This is a genomic window from Herbaspirillum sp. GW821-FHT09A12 (assembly GCF_059418325.1).
This window is the reverse complement of sequence record NZ_JBWKPR010000014.1, coordinates 37,539-55,767: the sequence shown is the minus strand read 5'-3', so window position 1 is coordinate 55,767 and position 18,229 is coordinate 37,539. Positions and strand designations below refer to the sequence as shown.

The 18,229-nt window shown below is 55.7% G+C and carries 17 protein-coding genes; 1 reads left to right on the top strand and 16 read right to left on the bottom strand.

From position 1 onward, the window contains the following. Positions 1 to 33 precede the first annotated feature (33 nt). The 12 genes from AC07N6_RS21345 to AC07N6_RS21290 are packed head-to-tail and all read right to left on the bottom strand — an operon-like array spanning position 34 to position 11,370. Entirely contained in the window at positions 34 to 1,113 is a 1,080-nt protein-coding gene (locus AC07N6_RS21345; RefSeq protein ID WP_494783594.1) for a type II secretion system F family protein, read from the bottom strand. Next, the gene (locus AC07N6_RS21340; RefSeq protein ID WP_494783595.1) at positions 1,103 to 2,701 is read right to left on the bottom strand and encodes a GspE/PulE family protein; all 1,599 of its coding nucleotides are present in this window, start codon (positions 2,699 to 2,701) and stop codon (positions 1,103 to 1,105) included. The genes AC07N6_RS21345 and AC07N6_RS21340 overlap by 11 nt, the downstream gene beginning before the upstream one ends. Before the next feature lie 20 nt (positions 2,702 to 2,721). Then, positions 2,722 to 3,204 carry a type IV pilus biogenesis protein PilP gene (pilP, locus tag AC07N6_RS21335; protein WP_494783596.1) on the bottom strand — a complete coding sequence of 161 codons (483 nt, stop codon included), beginning with the start codon at positions 3,202 to 3,204 and terminating at the stop codon, positions 2,722 to 2,724. Continuing rightward, positions 3,194 to 4,537 carry a type 4b pilus protein PilO2 gene (pilO2, locus tag AC07N6_RS21330; RefSeq protein ID WP_494783597.1) on the bottom strand — a complete coding sequence of 448 codons (1,344 nt, stop codon included), beginning with the start codon at positions 4,535 to 4,537 and terminating at the stop codon, positions 3,194 to 3,196. Before pilO2 ends, pilP begins: the two co-directional genes overlap by 11 nt. A 3-nt stretch (positions 4,538 to 4,540) precedes the next feature. Next, positions 4,541 to 6,325 (bottom strand): PilN family type IVB pilus formation outer membrane protein, encoded by a 1,785-nt coding sequence (gene pilN, locus AC07N6_RS21325; protein WP_494783598.1) that lies wholly within the window; start codon positions 6,323 to 6,325, stop codon positions 4,541 to 4,543. A gap of 3 nt (positions 6,326 to 6,328) precedes the next feature. After that, the gene (locus AC07N6_RS21320) at positions 6,329 to 7,078 is read right to left on the bottom strand and encodes a TcpQ domain-containing protein (RefSeq protein ID WP_494783599.1); all 750 of its coding nucleotides are present in this window, start codon (positions 7,076 to 7,078) and stop codon (positions 6,329 to 6,331) included. 16 nt (positions 7,079 to 7,094) lie between these two features. Beyond that, the gene (locus AC07N6_RS21315) at positions 7,095 to 7,571 is read right to left on the bottom strand and encodes a hypothetical protein (RefSeq protein ID WP_494783600.1); all 477 of its coding nucleotides are present in this window, start codon (positions 7,569 to 7,571) and stop codon (positions 7,095 to 7,097) included. Positions 7,572 to 7,575: 4 nt separating this feature from the next. Continuing rightward, the gene (parM, locus tag AC07N6_RS21310; protein ID WP_494783601.1) at positions 7,576 to 8,598 is read right to left on the bottom strand and encodes a plasmid segregation protein ParM domain-containing protein; all 1,023 of its coding nucleotides are present in this window, start codon (positions 8,596 to 8,598) and stop codon (positions 7,576 to 7,578) included. A 14-nt stretch (positions 8,599 to 8,612) separates the two neighbouring features. Then, entirely contained in the window at positions 8,613 to 8,879 is a 267-nt protein-coding gene (gene icmT / locus AC07N6_RS21305; protein ID WP_494783602.1) for an IcmT/TraK family protein, read from the bottom strand. Beyond that, a complete protein-coding gene (locus AC07N6_RS21300; protein WP_494783603.1) occupies positions 8,869 to 10,083 on the bottom strand; it encodes a type IV pilus twitching motility protein PilT in 1,215 nt (404 codons plus the stop codon). Before AC07N6_RS21300 ends, icmT begins: the two co-directional genes overlap by 11 nt. Next, positions 10,080 to 10,898: a type IV secretory system conjugative DNA transfer family protein gene (locus AC07N6_RS21295; protein ID WP_494783604.1), complete on the bottom strand. Its 819-nt coding sequence runs from the start codon at positions 10,896 to 10,898 to the stop codon at positions 10,080 to 10,082. Before AC07N6_RS21295 ends, AC07N6_RS21300 begins: the two co-directional genes overlap by 4 nt. Beyond that, on the bottom strand, positions 10,885 to 11,370 hold the full coding sequence (locus AC07N6_RS21290) for a DotD/TraH family lipoprotein (RefSeq protein ID WP_494783605.1): 486 nt from the start codon (positions 11,368 to 11,370) through the stop codon (positions 10,885 to 10,887). The genes AC07N6_RS21295 and AC07N6_RS21290 overlap by 14 nt, the downstream gene beginning before the upstream one ends. A 769-nt stretch (positions 11,371 to 12,139) precedes the next feature. Between AC07N6_RS21290 and AC07N6_RS21285 the strand changes: the two genes are divergently transcribed. Further along, positions 12,140 to 12,877, top strand: a complete 738-nt coding sequence (locus tag AC07N6_RS21285; protein ID WP_494786278.1) for a site-specific integrase — start codon at positions 12,140 to 12,142, stop codon at positions 12,875 to 12,877. Between the two features lie 422 nt (positions 12,878 to 13,299). Here AC07N6_RS21285 and AC07N6_RS21280 read toward each other — a convergent pair whose 3' ends face one another. The 4 genes from AC07N6_RS21280 to AC07N6_RS21265 all read right to left on the bottom strand — a co-directional run bounded on the left by AC07N6_RS21280 (position 13,300) and on the right by AC07N6_RS21265 (position 17,787). Beyond that, a complete protein-coding gene (locus tag AC07N6_RS21280; RefSeq protein WP_494783607.1) occupies positions 13,300 to 13,920 on the bottom strand; it encodes a hypothetical protein in 621 nt (206 codons plus the stop codon). A 134-nt stretch (positions 13,921 to 14,054) separates the two neighbouring features. Next, on the bottom strand, positions 14,055 to 15,083 hold the full coding sequence (locus tag AC07N6_RS21275; RefSeq protein WP_494783608.1) for a ParB/RepB/Spo0J family partition protein: 1,029 nt from the start codon (positions 15,081 to 15,083) through the stop codon (positions 14,055 to 14,057). Beyond that, positions 15,080 to 16,258 carry a ParA family protein gene (locus AC07N6_RS21270; RefSeq protein ID WP_494783609.1) on the bottom strand — a complete coding sequence of 393 codons (1,179 nt, stop codon included), beginning with the start codon at positions 16,256 to 16,258 and terminating at the stop codon, positions 15,080 to 15,082. Before AC07N6_RS21270 ends, AC07N6_RS21275 begins: the two co-directional genes overlap by 4 nt. A 182-nt stretch (positions 16,259 to 16,440) precedes the next feature. Then, a complete protein-coding gene (locus AC07N6_RS21265) occupies positions 16,441 to 17,787 on the bottom strand; it encodes a replication initiation protein (protein WP_494786277.1) in 1,347 nt (448 codons plus the stop codon). Between the last annotated feature and the right edge of the window lie 442 nt (positions 17,788 to 18,229).

Below are 18,229 nucleotides of genomic sequence, written 5' to 3'. Positions count from 1 at the left end.
TTCTACTCCGTTTGTTGTCAATGATGATGTGAGTCACCGGGATATTTGAATTGCGTTCTGGATATCGCCCATTCCGGACACAATCAGGAGCATCATCAGCCCCACCAGAACCACGCCTGAGCCGAGGGCCAAACGGGAAAACCGCTGCACGTTCTTGATGCTCTTGGTCAACCAACGATCACCGAAGCGACTGATGGCTTCATCGAATCCGTCACGGCTCGCCAAGATCATCAGGAACTCGACAGCACGCTGGTCTGGGAATTGGTATCCAGCTTTGTACAGCGCAACCCCCAGATTTCCACCAATCCGGGTGCCATATAACGCTGTTTCAATTCGCTCTTTTAACCATGGATTTGCATGGGCCGCCAACATCTCAAGCGCCTCCTGCAGCTTGATGCCCGCCCGGATCATGACTGCAACATTGAGCAGGAATGTTGCGCCGTGCAGCATCCGATAGATCGACCACGGGGGCAATCTGTCCAGTTGGATCCTCACCGGGCCACGCAGATAGGGCATAGAAATCGCGATCAGAATAATCAGCGTGACCAGGATCACGGCCGCAGCGGTTCCGTATTTCGTGACGAACAATGAAATCTGGTAGAGCAGCTGCGCCGCCCCCTCCCAAGTTTCTGGCTTCGTCGATTTCGCCAGTTTCGGGATCAACGAGGTGGAGATCAGTTTCAGCAGAAAGAAAAGCAGGCCGATAAGAATCGTCGGGTAGATCGTTGCGCTTAGCGCAGCGCCGAGAATTTGCTGCTTGGCCGTGATGATTTTGATTGCATCCTGAAAGGCCTCGATGAGATTGTCCGACCGCTCGCCGGCCTCGATGAGCGAAACCTCCTGATAAGTCGCCCACTTTCGCAATGCATGCGATAGCGGATAGCCTTCACCCACAGCCAGCATGCATTCGTAGATGACCACAGCACGCGGCACGCGCGGGTTCGCACCCTCCTTACTCGCAATGGTGTACATCTCCTTGAGCGCATCGCTAAGAAGCACGCGATTTTCCAGCAGAATCGACAGCTCCTCATAGAATTCGATACGTGCGCCAGCGCCGAACTGGATCTGGATGAACTTGTCATCCACCCATTCGAGCAAGCCATCAGCCGTCATTTCCATCTCCAAGTGTGATGATGTCTTCATCCAGGGCACATACATCGCGCTCACCGTGCGCCGGATCGACCAGACCCTCGTTGATTCGCTGGATCAGATGGCGGTTCTTTGTGATGCCGTGCATATGCTTTACCCAGTACGACCGGGCCTCGGACTTGCCATGCTGCTTGAAGACAGTCATCAGGCCCATCGTTGGAACGACGACTTCAGCGATAACCGTTCGTCCGCTGATCCCAGTGCCCTTGCACTCCTTGCAGCCATCACCTTTCAAGCGCACTTTGGATGGATCGCAAAAGTGGTCGATTCGATCAGCAAGGTCTTCCGGCACCGTGTGGCGATTCGCCACATAATCCTTCGCGCATTCGGGACAGATCTTGCGGACCAGCCACTGGTTGATCAGGCCCGTAATGAGTGCTGGATCGGTGAGAAGACTGACCTCGACACCGATGTCGCGCAGACGCTCAAGAATCGACATCACATCATTGGCGTGCAGAGTCGTCCACACGCCGTGGCCGGTCATTGCCGCGCGGAAGGCGGCGACTGCAGACGCCAGGTCACGCATTTCACCAACCATCATCACATCGGGATCCAGGCGAAGCGAATTCGAGATTGATCGTGCCCATTCACGAGAGATAGCCTCGTCGTCGTCTTTGTCGCACATCATCGGCGTCTGAATCGCGCCAGCAATTGCGTATTCCGGAGGATCCTCGATCGTCAGCAGGTGGATCTTGTTGTCGAAGGCTGCGAGCAGCTCGGACAAGACACGTTCAAGCGTAGTCGACTTGCCGGATCCGGTAGGTCCGGAAAAGACGTTGATGCCGGTGGTACGCTGACGCATGCGGCGAATCTGCGCTCTCTGCTCTGGCAGATAGCCGGCATTTTCCAGCGTCAACTTATTGCCTCGGCTATTGTCGTAAAGGAGTCGAAGCACCATCAGATTGCCTCTGTCCGTCGGCCGGGTCGCAACACGAGCGCCGAACAGTCCGCATTGCTTCAGGAAGTCGCGCTTGACCCGCGCGTCCTGTGATTTGTACGGGTTATACGTGGAGTCCGCCACATCGCACATAGACTGGTAGATGGTGCCGCACAGGTCCTTGCCGTCCTGAGCCAACAGCTCTTTCTGTGTCTCCAGATCACCATTGATCCGGAATCGCACAAGGCATCGCTTGTCGTCCACGATGAAGTGGATGTCACTCGCGCCCAGCTCCACGGCGTCTTTGAAGAGCCGGACGACTTCTGTCTGGCGGTGGGTCGCCACGTCAGCACCGCGTACCGAGACGTTCTTCGAGAGCGAACCATTGGCGTTTCCGCCTCCCGAATTTGTTGCATACAGCTCCTTAATCGAGCTGAGCGACGTGAGCTCCACCCGAAAAGGAATCGAATTTCTGGTCAGGCGCTCGCGAAAACCGAGCACATGAAGATTGGTCTCGTGCGACTGCGAGAGGTACAACGTGCCTTCATCCGTAAAGCAAAGCATTTCACGCATGTTCGGAGGCACCTCAAATCGCCCTCCGTCGCCGGTCAGAACCTTCAGTGCCCGGGAGGCAGCAGGTACAGTTGCACGATCCATTTCGGTCATCGATCCCATGAGATGATTTACCAGGCGAATTACTGCGGGCGGGCCGTTGGCGGCGGTGCGAACAAGGTTGGCTGAGCTCCTTGTGCGCCTTGAGCGACCGGCGCGCGAGTTGGAGCACTGGCGGAGTAGCCGACCTGCACCTTCATTCCATCCTTGCTTAACTCCACCTTCTCGACTGCGACCGAGACGACCTTGAACCCACCCAGGATGGTGTCACCAGCCTTTGCGTCCATCACCACCCCAGACCCATACAGGAACGTCGCATACAGCTGCTTGCCAGCGCCATACACGGCCTTCACAACTGGGGCCTCGCTATCCGCCCCAGCGTAACTCGGAAGGCCTCCACGCGCCTTTGCGTCCAGGTCCTGTTGCGCGGCCGCGCGGTTGGCCTTCGCACGGAGAATGATCGTGTCTCCCTGAATTTGGGACAGGTCGCCAACGGTTGCCTCTGCCATAGCCACACCGGACACCAGGACGCCCACCAGCATGGTGAAAATCGCCTTATTGCGCATAGAGTTCTCCTACTGTGTCCCAGCTGAGGGACGGGTTCGATTCAGGATCTTTGATCGTGGTCTTGATCTCGGTCAGGCGCACGCCGCGGCCATCGAAGCCGAACCAGGTTTGTCTTGGCGGGAATTCGGTCTGAAATGAGAAGCCGAACTTCCGCCACGGATTGGTCATCGGAGCCTGCGGCGTGTTAGCTTCTTGCCCGGGCAGCGTCGCCGGCTGCGACACGGTGACCTTCGTTTCCTTGATCTCCAGCTTGATGCGCACAGATTGGAGATGCGAAGTCACCCTCGCCAAACGCAGATCCGCCGGCTCCAGTGGTTCGTCGCCGCCGGACTGCAGCTTCACATCGACCGTAACCAGGCCAGCGTCCCCGTTGGAGAAGATGGCCGGCTCAGTGCCGTAGCGCTTACGCACAGCGTCGACAAACTGCGATACGGTCGCGTTCTCACCACGCTTGTAGGTCGAGACTGCGCTCTTGCCATTGCAGGTCGCTGCGTCGAAGGCCCAACCCTCAATCACCAGCGGCATAGCATCTACAGCGCCGGTACAGCCTCGGGAAAATTCTTCCGGCGTAGCCAGCTTGGACCAGGGATGATCCAAAGCCACCTCTGCCTGCGGCTTCTTCGAACTGGCATTCAGGCGCGCCAACTCCTGCTGACGAGCCTGATCACGCCGAATTTTCTCTGCAACGGCAAGCTTGGCGACGTGCTTTCGCCATTGGTAATAGCTGACAGCGCCGCCCAGAAGTAATGCCAGAAAAACGACCGCGATCACCAGCTCACGTGTCGTCATACCTAACGTCAGCTGCTTGAGGCGGTATGCCTTCTGCAAAACGTTGGCGGTAAGAACCTTGTCAATGGCGAGTTCCTCGCCACCGTAGTTGAAGTCTGTCGGACAGTAGACCTTGTCCCATTGTTTCGGGAACAGGCTATAAGTGGCGAGCATCTTGTCGTAAATGGCCTGCTTAGATCCGACAAGGTCACAACCAGGCAGGATGGCTCCATCTTGAACAGCAACCATCGCATATGTGTCGGCGGTCAGCTGAAACACGCCGATCCACGACCGGCCCAGCACGCCGGCCAATGCCGCGGCCATACTGTACATCCCCTTCATGACGCCTTGATTCTTTGCGACGAACCCGGCCTGCATAATCGTCCCGCGACGGATCGCAACGATATCCATCTTTTCACGCTTGCCAATCTCGCGCGCTTCTTTCATGAACGCGCGGGGGCGCGACAGCGGCTGCCAGAACAAACCAGAGACGAATTGCTTCCCATTGACCTGGGTGATCGTGGCCGCCGCTGCAGATCCCGCCCGAAGGATGCTTTCTTCCATCGCCTAGTCCTGGATCACAGGAGTAATCAGCACGACAATCACGTCGCGGCGGTTGTCGGTGCCAACACCTCCACCCAACAGCCAGAAGTCTGCTTTGCCGATACCTTGACGATTGCCGTTATCGATCGACTGCTCGAATCCCGACAGCACAAGGGTTTCACCCGACTTCAGACGCACCTTCTGCGAGAAGATGCGATTGTCGACCTCCGGGATCTCGATGGTGTTGCCACCGCTGCTCACCTGACGCAGTCGCTGCAGAGCGCTGAGATTGATCGAGTATTGAAGCAGTAGATTGCTGTCGGGCATGACCACGGGCAGCAGATTCATGTTGAAGCCAGTCGTCACGGTGCCGGGCGTCAGCGAGGTCGTCGAACCCACTTGGGCAGTGCTCGTCGTCTGCACACTCGCTAGGTAGCTGGTTTGACGCGCCACCTGCACGGGCACTGGCTGCAGGTTCAGCGTCGTAACGGACGGCGACGTAACGGTCGACACGCGGCCTTGCTGCGCCAGCGCCTGAACGATCAGGCTGGATCCGGCGAAGCGGCCGGCACCGCCGGTAGCGTTATCGAGAATGCTGACGGTACCGCTCACGGCGTTGGTGTCTCCGGTAAACTGATTCTTCAGACCCAATCCGTATCCGCTCACCGACTTGTAGACGAGCGTCCAGTCGATGCCCAGGCTGTCCTTGTCGGTCAACGTGACCGACAGGACTTTGACGTTCAACAAAACCTGCTTGGTGATATTTTCGTTCTCACTCTTCAGGTAGATGGCGACGCGGTCCAGAACCTCTGGGGTGTCGGTGATCGTCACCGCACCGGTCGAAAAACCGCCACCTGAATTAGCCGAGCTCTTCGGCGGTTCCGAGATACGGCCCACGTTCGGCGTCAGCATCGATTTGATGTTGGCGATGATGTCGTCCGTGATCGCTGTTTTATTGGTCACCGTCGTCGTTTGAGTGCTACCAGACGAACCGGAGACACCACCGCCTGCGCCGCCAGTCGAACCGGAGATCCCGCCAGACACACCGGCCGCGGTAGTGGTGCCCGACTGCACAACGGATGTGGTGTCCGCACCGCCTGGTACCGCGTAGATGTGGAAAGTGCGAGTATCCAGATAGAAGATGGTCACGACACCATCAACTTTCTTCCAGCTCAGGCCCAGACGCGAGGTCACCACGTCGAACAGACCCTCAACCGGCTTATTGTCCCAGCGGAGATTGTTGATCAGGCCATTGGCATAGTTGGACGACATACCTCCGAAGCCTTGTGCGCCGATGCCCCGCGCCCCAGAGCCCTGCACGTTGCCGGGCAGCGCCGGCAAGTTCGGCAGCGGTTGACCAGGAGCGGGAAACTGACCTTGGGTATTCGATCCTGCAGCGCCTCCCATGCCGGTCGTGTTGATCTGCCCGCTCACGGCGGCAAGCGCATCAGCAGTGACACGCACGGAGAACCCGCAGAGTTTGGTGATCTGCTGGCCGAACTCCAGAATATCGATTGATGTCGCCGGCGCGTAGGTGACCGTCGACATGCCGTTGCAGTTAAGCGAATCGGCGCTGCGCCGCTGCTTGGCGATAGGCATCGGGCGCAGGTCGACCAGCTGCTCGTCACTGAACACGACTGCGGGGCGCGGGGCCGCTGCCTTCTGCTGGCGCATGGCTTCTGCCAGCTGGCGGCCTTGCGACGCAGTGTCGTCACCGCGCTGCATCGTGTCATTGACGTTCTGGATGCTTCCGCAGCCAGCCACCAGCAGCAAGATCGCCGCCGCAAATACGGTACGGATGTTCTCCATGGCTTACTTCTTCCTCTCTCTGATCAGGAGCAGCTTCTGTTTGGGATTGCCGTCGGCATGCATCGGGCGATCCGCATCTTCGTAGGTCCGGAAGATGCTGATGATGGCGTTCTCGAACGTTCCCTCGTAGGTGAGTCGGCCAGGGAGGCGGTAGTCAAGATCGTCTTGCAGCCAGCGCATTTCCCAACCAGCTTTCTGAGCCCATTCAGCAACGGTCTCGCGCAGCGTGGCACCACTGCGACCGATCCATACGGGTGTCGGTGGCGGCGCTGCCCGGGTGACTGACGAAGTTGTCACGCGGCGTTCCTGAACGACGATCTGCTTACGCGCCCAGATCACGTCGACGGAGAGGTTTTGGTCGTTGGACACGATGTCCAGGATCTCGACCCAGCGTCGGCCACCGCGCCAGGTCACCATGCGCTTATCGAGTTTCCCCGCCAGACTGTCGGAAAAGAGGACACTCCATCCGGCCGGCACAATCTGTTTGTACGCGTCGACCAGGCGCACATCGCGCCCGAAGCCGTTGCGCGTTTCAATCTCCTTGTCAGGCGATCCCACGTAGTTGACCGCAACAAGCTCGATCGTCGACAGGAATTTGTCTTGAGACGTGGCGGCAACGTTGGCAGCTGGGCCGGATCCTTTCGCCGCCGCCGGCGGTGTGGCCGACTTCGGCGCTTCTTCGACAACGGCAAAGCCGGCGAAGGTGAGGCCCGGCCACAGGAGCAGTGCCAACAAGTAGATTTTCTTGATCATAATTTTCTGCCCACACTTATCCATGCTTCATCAACCCACCGAGCAACGCCCTTGCTGAAATCGGCTTGGCTGCCCCCTCTTGAGGGGGCAACGGCTCAGGCGTTTCGGTCCGTTTCGCCACCCCTGACCCTGCATCTGCACTGGGAGGTAGCGGCTGCGCCGGCGCACCCTCCAGCTTTTTCGGCGCGCTCTTCCAGGCACGTGCTTCTGGCACCGGAGTAATTAATTGTTCTGCCGGCGTATTATTACTTTCATTATTTGATAACGCAATCTCTTGCGCATCAAATCCTTTATTTGAAAGAATCTTGTGACCTGCAATGACACACGCTTTTAGGTAATCCATGTCCTTGCGGCCCAGCAGCTCGGTACGCCGGTCGTATTCATCGAGCACCGCCTTTTCTTCCGGGCGCTTGAGCGACAGGCGCACGACGAATCGACGCCCAAAGCGTTCCCAGGTCGCGCCTTCTTTCTTGCGTGACTGTGCCTGCCCCATCGCCTCAGTCCCGCATAAATTGCACGTACTTGAGCATGCCCCGTGCGTTGGCGAACTCCGGCTCCGGCGGCACTTGGCAGTGCGGGTATTCGCTCTTCAGCAAGTCATGCATGAGGGCGGCACCACCACCGACCAGCAGCACTGCGCTCATCTCCGCCGCATCGCCGATGCGGCGCTTCACCTCGCGCAGGATCTGCTGGAATACTTCGGCAGTGGCAGCTGCCACGATATCGGTCACATCATGCGGCGTTCCCCGCAGACGGATGGTCTTGTGCCTGGCGACCTGCTCCAACGTGGCGAGCCTGATGCTCGCCACGTTGAAACGGCGCTTGATCTCGTTCTCGATGTGGTCATAGACGTTGCTGATGCCGATGTTGCCGGTGCCCGACTTCACGTGATCGAGCTTGCCGCCGCCATAGATCGTCACGGTATCGGTTGTGCGACCGCCGATATCGACAATAGCGATATCGGCGGCCGGATCGACGCCTTCACGCAGATTGCCGTCGTCAGCAGTCATATAGTCGATGTAGGCCGCGAGGCCTTGAGCCGTGACCTGCTGCAGCTCCAGTTTGATCGGGGTATTACCGTCGAGTGGCGTCACGCCGATCGCAAGATTGCTGATCTTTTTCGAGATCAACTCTTGATTGGCCTCGCTGCCACCTGGCAGAAAGAACGACTGGAACGGAAGCCCCGTCGCCAGGCCAATTGCCTTTCCCCCCAGGCCCGCCCGCTGCAGAACGTGGTTCACCAGCACGCGATTGATATCGCTCAACGCGTAGTCATCGAAGCGGGTGTCTTCTCCCTCGATCTCGCTGGCCACGGTGAACTGGCGGCCCTCCGTTTCGTAGCCGCCTTCGCCGGCGTCTTGTGCGCCGCCGATGGTTGTCAGGCTGAAACCGGCACGGGCCAGGCTCGGCACCGCCAATTTGAAACCCGTCGATGTGACGATTTTGGTTTGGCGGAAGCCGTCGTCAACACCCACGTAGATGATGTTCTCGCCGTTGCCTTCTTTGATATCGCTGCTCATGCTCAGTGGTCCTTTCAGTATTTATCTTTGCTCTTGTGCCGCCACGCGACACCGTAGCGAATCGGGCCGGCGATGAAGCTTCTCAGCAGACGCAGGGCCACGACGACGGTGATGCCAAAGCGTTCCAACGCGACGAAGAGCAGGAAGGTGGCGGTCGCCAAGCCAAACGTCCACCAGGTGATGTGCGCGAGGAAAACCACGAACGGCAAGACCGAGTACGCTTCAAACATGAAGAAGCGGGCCGACAGCGCTGTGTTCCGCCAAACGTTTTTATGCGCCATTGTTTTCTCCAATTGCCGTGGCGGGCCCATCCAGCAGTTCACGTTGTACTTCTTGTGTGCGACGAATCAGCTCGACCTGAGATTGACTGATGCGGCCGGCGTCGGCCAATTCCTGCGCGTGCTTCAGCATCGACTTGCCGTGCTGCTCGACCAGCTTTGCGACGTGCAGAGGCAGCAGCATCAGATTGGTGGATGCCACGCCCAGCAGCTGGCGACGCATTTCGTTGGTGAAGACGAGGTACTCGCGAACCGCGACGCGCTTCCCGTCCAGGGACGGTAAGAGGCGTTGCGAGACGATGACGCGGATCTGGTCAATGACGCTCCCCATGATCGAGTGCATCTCCTCGACAGGCAGAGACTGGACGATTCGCAGGAACGTGGCTGCATTGCTGTTGGCGTGGATGGTGGAATACACGGCACAGCCAGTTTGCGATGCGAGAATGCACGCTTTGATTGTTTCCGCATCTCGCGATTCGCCAACCACGGTTACGTCCGGGTCACGTCGAAGCGAGTTGATGATGCCGGCCGCGAAGGAGCCGAGATGATCGGGCACCGCTGACTGATCAACCTCGCTGGCTGGAGCGTCAATCTTTTCGTACACATATTCGATTGGTGCCGCGAACTCGATGATGTGACGATCGGACTCTGGATCCTCCATCATCTCGCGGATAAGGGACGACAAGAGCGTGCTCTTCCCTGCGCCTGTTTCGCCCGTCACCAGGACCAGGCCATCTTGAGGGAACAGCGCCTCGATCAGTTTGGCGTCGAACTCGCTCCTATCCAGCTTACGGGGCATACCGTCCAGTTTCCGCATGACGATCGCGATTCCGAAATTGCCATCGACAAGCACCCCAGTCGCGCACCAGCGAAACCTGATCTTTTGATCACGCCCCAGCTTCAGCACATAAGCCTGGTCAATCGGCTTTGCAGTGCGCAGCTGGAGGTCCGCGTTCGCGCCGCCGTACATGTCGCACGTGATCGCAACCACCTCGGCGTGCTCCAGGTGGCGAGATGTCAATCGAACCAAGCGGCCGTGCAGACGCGCCACCACCGGACGGCCCGTTTTGAAATAGATGTCGGACGCACCAATGTCGTTGACGTGCTTCAGCATGCGATCGAGTTCGGCATGATTGAAGCGATGCGGCTCGCCGGCAATGCGGTAGCCGTTGGCACGATCGAAGGACTGCACAGTTGCCTCGCTCATTTCGGCACCACGATGGGCTTCCAAGCGGCGGAGTTGACCTCCAACTGCGGCTTGGCCGTGATACGAAGGACGCGGTCATTGATGCTCATGCCGTTGCCGTCCCCCGTGATCCCCAGATTTGCCTCGGCTACATATGGTCGGCCGATCATCCCTCGTGCCAAAAGCGTGCGATAGAGCACCATGCCCTTGTAATCGCGCTCCAGCAACGAGAGCGACTGGCGGAAGATCTGGTCGGCCTGTTGCTCGCCGACTTTCCAACCTTCCTTGATCAGCTTTTCCCACAGTCGCTTTTCGTCCGAGTTTTGCGGATTCAAGACGCTGTCGGGCAGTGCCACGTCGTAGTTAAAATCTTTGATGGTGAGGTAGTCACGCCACGTCGGAGGGACGGTGGCAAAGCGCGCCTGGCGCTCGATCTTGTAGCTGGCGTCCGCCACACGAATCGTGTCGGCGTCCGGCTGGTTGATACTATTTTGTGCTTCAGACAACACTGGCGGTACAACATTCTTGTCGAGCATCATCGCGCCGAAGTTGTAGATGTCGTCGAGCTTGCCCTTTTGCTCAGTGAGCATTTTGACAATCTCGTAATTCCTGCGTGCCATGCCACTTTGCACGGCGTACTTCAAGACCTCGTTGGTGATCGCGCGCAAACGGATCTCCGGGATGGCTTGAGTAGCGGCACTTGCTTTCGCCGCCTCGCTGCTTCCGGACAGCACACTGGTCAGGTCCGGAGGCACGCCTCCCGCTGCCCAGCATGATGCCGGCAGCGACAACGCCGCGGCGAACAGCGCCGCGCCGGCGGTCTTATACGCCGCCATTCAAATACCTCACTTCGACGATCTTCTGGGCCGGATCGATGATCACGTCGGCACGATTGCCCGCCTGGATGCCCAGGTTACGCATATGGTCGCTGACAGTCGCTGGATTCGCGCCGATCTGAATCAGGATCGGAGTAACGGGCGGCTTGCCCATGAATTTGACTTCGAAGCCCGAGTAACTTGCCAGCTTGCTGACGGCCTGCTCCAAGGTCCCATGCCAGGGCATGGTCACCATTTGCTCCATGCCGGCGATCTGTTTGTAGATCCGTGGCTGGTTCGGGTTCTGCTTCATCTTCTCGAATTGCTCTGCCTCCGACAGCAGGGTCAGAGATGACGAGATGTTCTGCGCTGACTTCACCAGCAGCTGAACTGCAGCGTCTTTGTCCTCGCCGTCGGAGCCCTTCGACGAGCTGGTCGCGCAACCGACGAGCACCATGGACAGCAGCAGAGGGGACAAGGCCAGAATCTTCATAGTTCGCCGCCTGTTGTTAATAACATTCAAAAACATAACACAACCAAAGTTAAGCGAATGTAACAATAAAAGGCTTCGCTGTCCACATGCCGCTAGAGGCTCTCTAAATGGGTAGCTCAGGTCGCGATTCTCCGGCAATGCTAGATGCAGCAATGCTTTTAGGCGGTCCGGCCTACTGATTAAACAGAGACAACGTGACTCCAAATCGCAACTTTAGTTGTTGTATATTCGGCCTATGAGTCACCGTGACTCTGCTCTTCTACCCCACTAATCGTGATTTCGAGCTAATAAAAGTCAATGTGACTCCACTTTGAAAGCTTGCGGCGGTCGTGCTCGGCCCACGCGTCAATGTGACTCGGGATAGCTCTGATCCAGGGAGCCACCTTTCCCCAATCTGATGGCAAAAATGACAACTTCGTTTTCCGACTAAAGTCATCAGGTATCGGACGATCACTCTAGCGCGCCAAATAGGCATGTGATACGTTACTTGGAGAGGTTTGCGATTCCAAGTAACGTAGGGAGCCCAATAAAATTTATGATTCCAACTCGACTTCCGAAAACGAATAGACAATACGCCATAAAAGCAAAGACGGTCCGCTCCCAAGCTGCCCATGCTCATGGCCACGCATCCCCGTATACGGTGCCCGCAACTACCGTCGTTGAGCACCTAATCAGCCGTAAGCCCACAATCTCTCGGAATACCTGGAAACAGTACAAATGCGCTCTGAGACAGGACTTAGAGTCGCAGCTGGCCCAGACAAAGGAGAAAGTGATCACGGAGGATCTTCAGGTCGCGCTACGCACCCTTAATGCGGCCACGTCAGAGGGAGCCTTGAAATACGGCACCCAGACCTCGTCACGCAAGCAAAAGGGGATTCGGCGCGCAGACTACGAAAAGCTGATCACATATTTGGAGCTACACGTCGGCACACATAAGTACGCGCGCACCCTACTGACCTGGCTCCAGGCCACACGCATAGCTGGATTAAGGCCGAGCGAATGGGAACACGCGACCATCACTGGTGCTGGCAAGGGAACATTGTTGATTGTTCAGAACGCAAAGGCCACAAACGGCCGCGGGCACGGTGAAGAGCGCACCTTGGACATCGGGGCCGTCGACCCGGGGGATTTGGCGGCTTTGCATGAAATGGTCGCTATGGTGGAGGGATACCGCAGCCAAGTGACGTTTGCTGAACTGCAGCTGCATGTTGGCGACTACATGAAATACGCGGCCCGGCGATGCTTCGGCAAGCGTAAGCAGTACCCAACACTCTATTCTCTCCGTCACCAGTGGTCAGCCAACGCCAAGAGTTCGGGGCATTCTAAAGCCGATGTGGCCGCGATGATGGGGCACGGCAGCGATGCCACGGCAGGCTCCCACTACGGTCGCGCAGTCTCCGGGGACTCGGCCGTCAAGATCAAGCCTCTCGCCGCCGAGGTTGCCCGGGTGAAGCCCCGCGCCAGGACCTTTGTACCAGGCACATCGCGCACACCTTCCCAGAAGTAGCCCCATATCCATTCACCTTTGGGCGACATGCCCCCCCCCATAGGCTTTCACCTTTCCTCATTTCGAGGCCATGCCTACCTGTGGTGCTGGGCTATACGCAGCAAGACTGCCGCGTTGCTCGCTCCGCCGGTTGAGGCGTGTAATTCTGGGCATGTATTAGCCCGATACGCCTGGTAGAGCTCACCTACCATTTCCGCCGGATCCGCATCACCGCTCGGCGCGTCGATCAGCTGGCAGCCAATCGGCGTGAATCGCATGAATCTCACGACAACAGAGTCACATTGACGCAAAGGTGAATGGATATGGGGAAACTTGGTGTCAATGTGACCCTGATTTTTGCTGACGAATACCTTTATCTGCTTACGGATTTCGGTCAATGTGACTCTAAGGTGAAAAGCTATGGGCGCTGATACTAAGGCCGATCACCAGAACTCGAAGACGCCAGCATCAAAATCCGACTTGAGAGTACGATCGGATCGGTAAACGTATTCGGTACAGGGGGAATCCAATCCAATGCTCGCGAGGCAAACATCGATGTGGTGGGCCAAGAACCAGTCGAAGCTACCACCCTCAAAAATGACCCCGTATTTCTCGCCGATTTTCACATCCTCGACCGCAAACACGATACCTCGGCCGCCCTCCTCTGCCATGTCACCAATATCTTGTGTTGCGACCACAATGGCACCCACGGTCAAATATCCCCGGTATCGATAGTCGCCACCAAAGGCCTCGACGGGTGCCACTACCTCTTCTGCCAAATCGTGCTGGACTGTACGGGGACGCGGACCAGGCTTTTTTGGCAAAGGCGTCTTCACGAGTAACGCATCAACCTTGCCCTTGCGAGCCACCAGATCTGCACTCAAGCGACCAAAGCGGGGAAGCCCGGAGACTGCATCGTTCCAATAAATGGGGCGTTCTTCATTCCCGATTAACCGACTAATGTGCACCACTGACATCCCCCAGTATGTCGCCAAGGCCTTGTTGGACCAGCCCTTGGCTCTCAGCACAGCACGAAACTGATCTGGGGAGAAGCTCTTTACCATGGAATTAACATACAGGTTAATTAAGAGAAATCCCTATCCCGCTGCCCTAACCTATCCGAATACATGCCAGCGGAACCAGGATATTTGTAAGTCATTGATTTAATTGGACTTCACAGTATGAAGATTTTTCGGCCTTAGAGCTCGCCAGCGGCGATCTTGCTTTTGACAAATTCCTCAATACGATCTGCCCACTTTGTCGCTTCAGCATCGGTGGCAAACTCTTTATACAGCTTCAGCGCGATGACGCCGTTTCGCGAAGTGATGTTGCCGAAGGTGCGCTGCCCAACCTTGATCGCCTTTGCTGGCTTGCTTACCGGCTTTGCGGCAGGTGCATCCGCCACCATCGCCAAGGCTTGCTTCTCGGTCAGCGATTCGTCATCGTAAAGTGCTTGAACAGCCACAATGACCTTTTCAGATTTACCGCTTTTAATGGCCTTGCGCAAATTAGCAGCGAGGTCAGATCCCATGATCCAGGGCTTCTCATCAAGCAGCTTCTTAGACTCTGCCGGCAAATCATCGAAGGCGAGAATATTGGAAATGTGGGATTCACTCAGGCCCGACTCTTTTGCCATTTCGGCCTGAGTCTTGCCGGTAAATTGCTGAAGCTCGATATAGCCCTTGTATTGCTGGTAATGCGTCAGAGACGGGGACAACAAGTTCGAATAGAACGCTCCAGCGACAGCCTCATCGTCGGCGAGCTCCAGCACGCTTGCCATGATCTCGTCGCGGCCCAGCTCCTTGTAGATGGCAACGCGATTGTGACCAGCGATCAGCTCATACTTACCATTCGGGAGCTTGCGCACTGTCACCGGATTAATCAGGCGGTTGTGCTCCAGATTACTCTTGAGCTCTGCGTATTGCTCTTCGGTCAGCGTCCGTCGGCGCCCCTCCACAAACACGATGTCATCGAGCTTGATGATCCCGCTCTTGCTCTTCCGGAGCTCCTCCAGCGCCAGAAGAGCTGCGTCGCGGTCCTTCTCCGCCTCAGCACGTGCTCGGTCGGCAGCTTCGCGGCTAAATGTATTCGCCATGAACTTCCCGGGCCCTGTGGTTGCCGCCAAGGGCGATGATGGAGTTCCAGCCTCTGCACCAACAACGGGCTTTTCCATGTCCTGCTTGACCTTGTTAGTCAGGCTGGCAAAACGTTCACTTGCCTTACTCATTTCTGATCCCTCCACTTCTTGGTGATTTCGTTATCTATATAATTCGCCAGCTTATCCAGCGGATCCTTGAAACGGTTATATGCTTCCACGCTGCCATCAGGCTTGCTGAGATCATAGATGGTCTTCATCTGCGTCGACGAAGATCGAGCTGCAGTCGACTCGGGGATTTCCATTGGCAAAACGTGCGGCGCATATGCGAGGTTAAACCACTCGCGAACCACCGGTACCAGCGGATCCGACTTCACCTTTGTCAGCAAAATGGAGACGGAGTCATAGCGCTTTGTCTCGGCCACACCAGGAAGGTGAGAAGCGAGGTCCGAGAATATTTTCCAGAATTGCGTGGAAGACGCGAAATCCAGAGCTTCAGGCGGGCAGGGCATAACCAGCCGAGTTGAAGCAATCAGGGCGTTAATCGTGAGGTAGCTCAATGAGGGGCTGGTATCGAGAAAGATGCAGTCATACTTTTCGCGCAAAGGTTCCAGACCGGCCCGGAGGATATCCCAGAACGGATAATCTGCGTTCTCGAATCGGCGCGCCGGCAAAACGAATTCTGCGCCGAACAGAGCAGAAGAGGCAGGGATGAGATCAAGATTGTCCCAGTAGGTCTTCTGAATAGCGTAATCCAAGTTCGGCTGATCGCCATAAATATATGGCATCAACGTTTGCTCTTCATCTACTTTTGTATCGGGATTCACACCCATTAACTGCGTGGTGGTCCCTTGCGGATCAAGATCAACGATCAAACAGCGGCGGGCAAAAAGCGTGGTCGCTTGCGCTAGGGACACAATCGTGCCCGTTTTAGAAACCCCGCCCTTGTAGTTACATGCAGCTAAAATTGCACCAAGGACTCCCTCTGGTCGTTTCTCGCGTCCGCCTAACGTGTCGACCCACTGATACACCTCAGTCAGCGAAAACTCCAAACTGTGACCGTTACCTTTTTTCGTCCCCTTCGGCAGATCGTGCTTGCCGGCGAGATAGTGGAACTTCGATTTTTCAAAGCCGCACAGATTAGAAATCTGGGTAGCAGAGAAAGTCGGAGGCAGCTTGGCGGGATCAGGTTCAAGCATCGCTTCGCGCACGTGGTCCAGCACGCGGCCAGCATTCTTGGCCAAGTTCGACAAGTCATGGATCGACAGGGAGCTATCGATCGGCGTCAGATTCTTCAGCACTTGCATACCAACTCCTGTGGTTGTTGTTCGAGGTTTATACGTAATTTATAGAAAACCTAAAACATATGCAAAGAGTTTTTAATCTCTTTAGAACCTTATTGTCGTAAATCGACAGAAATCTAGGGGCGGGCAAAGAAAAAGGGCGCTAAAAGCGCCCTTCGAAAATACTGCAAGACCATTCAGCTCAGTTATTCAGCCTGCGAAGCCGCGAATTGGATATACGCTTGTTCACTGGCCAAGATCAACTTGCGGGAGACCATATGTTCTTCCACGTACCTGGAGAACTCGGCCGCAACCATCTTGTTCTTCAGACTTTTGCCGCTGTTCACGAACTTGCTGTACACCAGCTTGTTTTTGCTTCCCAGATCTTTGCTGAAGGCTTCAATCAACTCCACGTGCTGACCTTCATCCAGGCCGGCAACAAAGCTATCGATCGCCAGGCGGCGAGCTTCAGCAAACTGGTCCCATAGGTCTTGTTGCTTAGCGACCTCAGCTGCAGCGGCTTCCTTTTCTTCTTTTGCGGCTACAGCTTCGAGATCAAATGCTGATTGACCACTGTGTAAGTCCGCATCTTTGACGACCTTGAGAAAATATGGAGCAATATTTTTAATTCGACCACGTCTGTACTGATGCTCGACATACTGCATCGCTTGGATCACCCGTTCGATCGGGAAGTTAGCGAGCACAGTAGTGGCTTGTCTCTCCGTGAGGAGATAATAAGCTTGCAAGCGACCCGAGATATCATCTGATTGCCCCTCTGTCACTGGCGCTTGATCAGGCTGAACGTCGACGACATTGTGTTCCTCCAGGAGCTGAACATTTTCCGCACCAAGCACTTTCGGCTCGATATGAAATTTGAGTTCCAACACACTACGTAGCTTGCGTTTCGGCTCTGGTGTGACCTTGATATCGGATACCCGATTGATCTCTTGAATAGCTGGTTTGATGACAGCGCGATTGAATATTTTGTAGTCGTCGTAGGAAGCGTTACCACTAACGCCAATCAAGTCTTTAAGAAGTGGGAGTGGGAAAAAAGGAGTCTGGGAAACACCACGAAAACGCACTATGTTTTGATACAGCGCGTGAGCTATACCCGAATCGAATTTGCGGTTAATTGCAAGATCAATCGCGGCGAAAACTTTTGGTATTGCCAATTTTTCGCGGAGCTCAGGACTATAGGAGTAAGTACAGATTCCGTCTTTAATCTTGGCTCCAGCAAGTGCACCACTAACGCCCCATTCGGACCGGCCGTCATCATCGATGATGTTCCATTCGACAGGGCGGGTGACCATCGTCTTCAGACATTGGCGAAGATATTCGATGTTTTTGCTATTGAAACCGACAAGCCGGATTAATTCTTTGACCAGAATTGAATGACTTAAAATGGTCAAATCTTTCAGTTCGTCGAAGGCGTTATAGAGGAGAACATCGTAAACTTTCCGTTGCAGATAGGAACCATCATTCTTGATATGGATGGCCCCTACGTGTTTCAAAACTACTTCCTTAGGAAGTGTCTGCAAGGATGTTACCGACATGCGAACCTCTCTCGTTTGTGGCCGACGTATTCCGCGATAATACAATGAAAGTCAGTTTCAAATAAAAAAACAGACAGACAACAAGGCGCGTAGCGCCGCAAACGGACGTTGGTCTGTGCCTGTGCATAAGCCTAAACTAAAATGTCTTGTTTGTCTGTTTTTTATAAAACAATACAACAACTGTTTACGTTCGCAAAAACCGTGAAATTAAAAGGCTTTCACGAAGGTTAGGTGAAAGCCTATGGGGAAAGGTGAAAGGACATGGGGCCGAAAGTGAATACCTATGGGGCCAAACAGGCCCCATAAACGTTCACCTTTGATCCCATAAACGTTCACCTTCCCTCCCCATAGGCTTTCACTTCTCGCCCCATAAGTTTTCACCTTTGCCCCATATCCATTCACCTTTAGGCATAGGTGAATGGATATGGGCATGGATTCCATC

Bases quoted from the DNA above. Each gene is read 5' to 3' on its own strand.
- pilO2 (WP_494783597.1), bottom strand. From the start codon at position 4,537: ATGGAAGAAAGCATCCTTCGGGCGGGATCTGCAGCGGCGGCCACGATC.
- AC07N6_RS21295 (WP_494783604.1), bottom strand. From the start codon at position 10,898: ATGGCGGCGTATAAGACCGCCGGCGCGGCGCTGTTCGCCGCGGCGTTG.
- icmT (WP_494783602.1), bottom strand. From the start codon at position 8,879: ATGGCGCATAAAAACGTTTGGCGGAACACAGCGCTGTCGGCCCGCTTC.
- AC07N6_RS21315 (WP_494783600.1), bottom strand. From the start codon at position 7,571: ATGGGGCAGGCACAGTCACGCAAGAAAGAAGGCGCGACCTGGGAACGC.
- AC07N6_RS21280 (WP_494783607.1), bottom strand. From the start codon at position 13,920: ATGGTAAAGAGCTTCTCCCCAGATCAGTTTCGTGCTGTGCTGAGAGCC.
- AC07N6_RS21275 (WP_494783608.1), bottom strand. From the start codon at position 15,083: ATGAGTAAGGCAAGTGAACGTTTTGCCAGCCTGACTAACAAGGTCAAG.
- AC07N6_RS21320 (WP_494783599.1), bottom strand. From the start codon at position 7,078: ATGATCAAGAAAATCTACTTGTTGGCACTGCTCCTGTGGCCGGGCCTC.
- AC07N6_RS21265 (WP_494786277.1), bottom strand. From the start codon at position 17,787: ATGTCGGTAACATCCTTGCAGACACTTCCTAAGGAAGTAGTTTTGAAA.
- AC07N6_RS21290 (WP_494783605.1), bottom strand. From the start codon at position 11,370: ATGAAGATTCTGGCCTTGTCCCCTCTGCTGCTGTCCATGGTGCTCGTC.
- AC07N6_RS21300 (WP_494783603.1), bottom strand. From the start codon at position 10,083: ATGAGCGAGGCAACTGTGCAGTCCTTCGATCGTGCCAACGGCTACCGC.
- AC07N6_RS21345 (WP_494783594.1), bottom strand. From the start codon at position 1,113: ATGACGGCTGATGGCTTGCTCGAATGGGTGGATGACAAGTTCATCCAG.
- pilP (WP_494783596.1), bottom strand. From the start codon at position 3,204: ATGCGCAATAAGGCGATTTTCACCATGCTGGTGGGCGTCCTGGTGTCC.
- parM (WP_494783601.1), bottom strand. From the start codon at position 8,598: ATGAGCAGCGATATCAAAGAAGGCAACGGCGAGAACATCATCTACGTG.
- AC07N6_RS21340 (WP_494783595.1), bottom strand. From the start codon at position 2,701: ATGGGATCGATGACCGAAATGGATCGTGCAACTGTACCTGCTGCCTCC.
- pilN (WP_494783598.1), bottom strand. From the start codon at position 6,325: ATGGAGAACATCCGTACCGTATTTGCGGCGGCGATCTTGCTGCTGGTG.
- AC07N6_RS21270 (WP_494783609.1), bottom strand. From the start codon at position 16,258: ATGCAAGTGCTGAAGAATCTGACGCCGATCGATAGCTCCCTGTCGATC.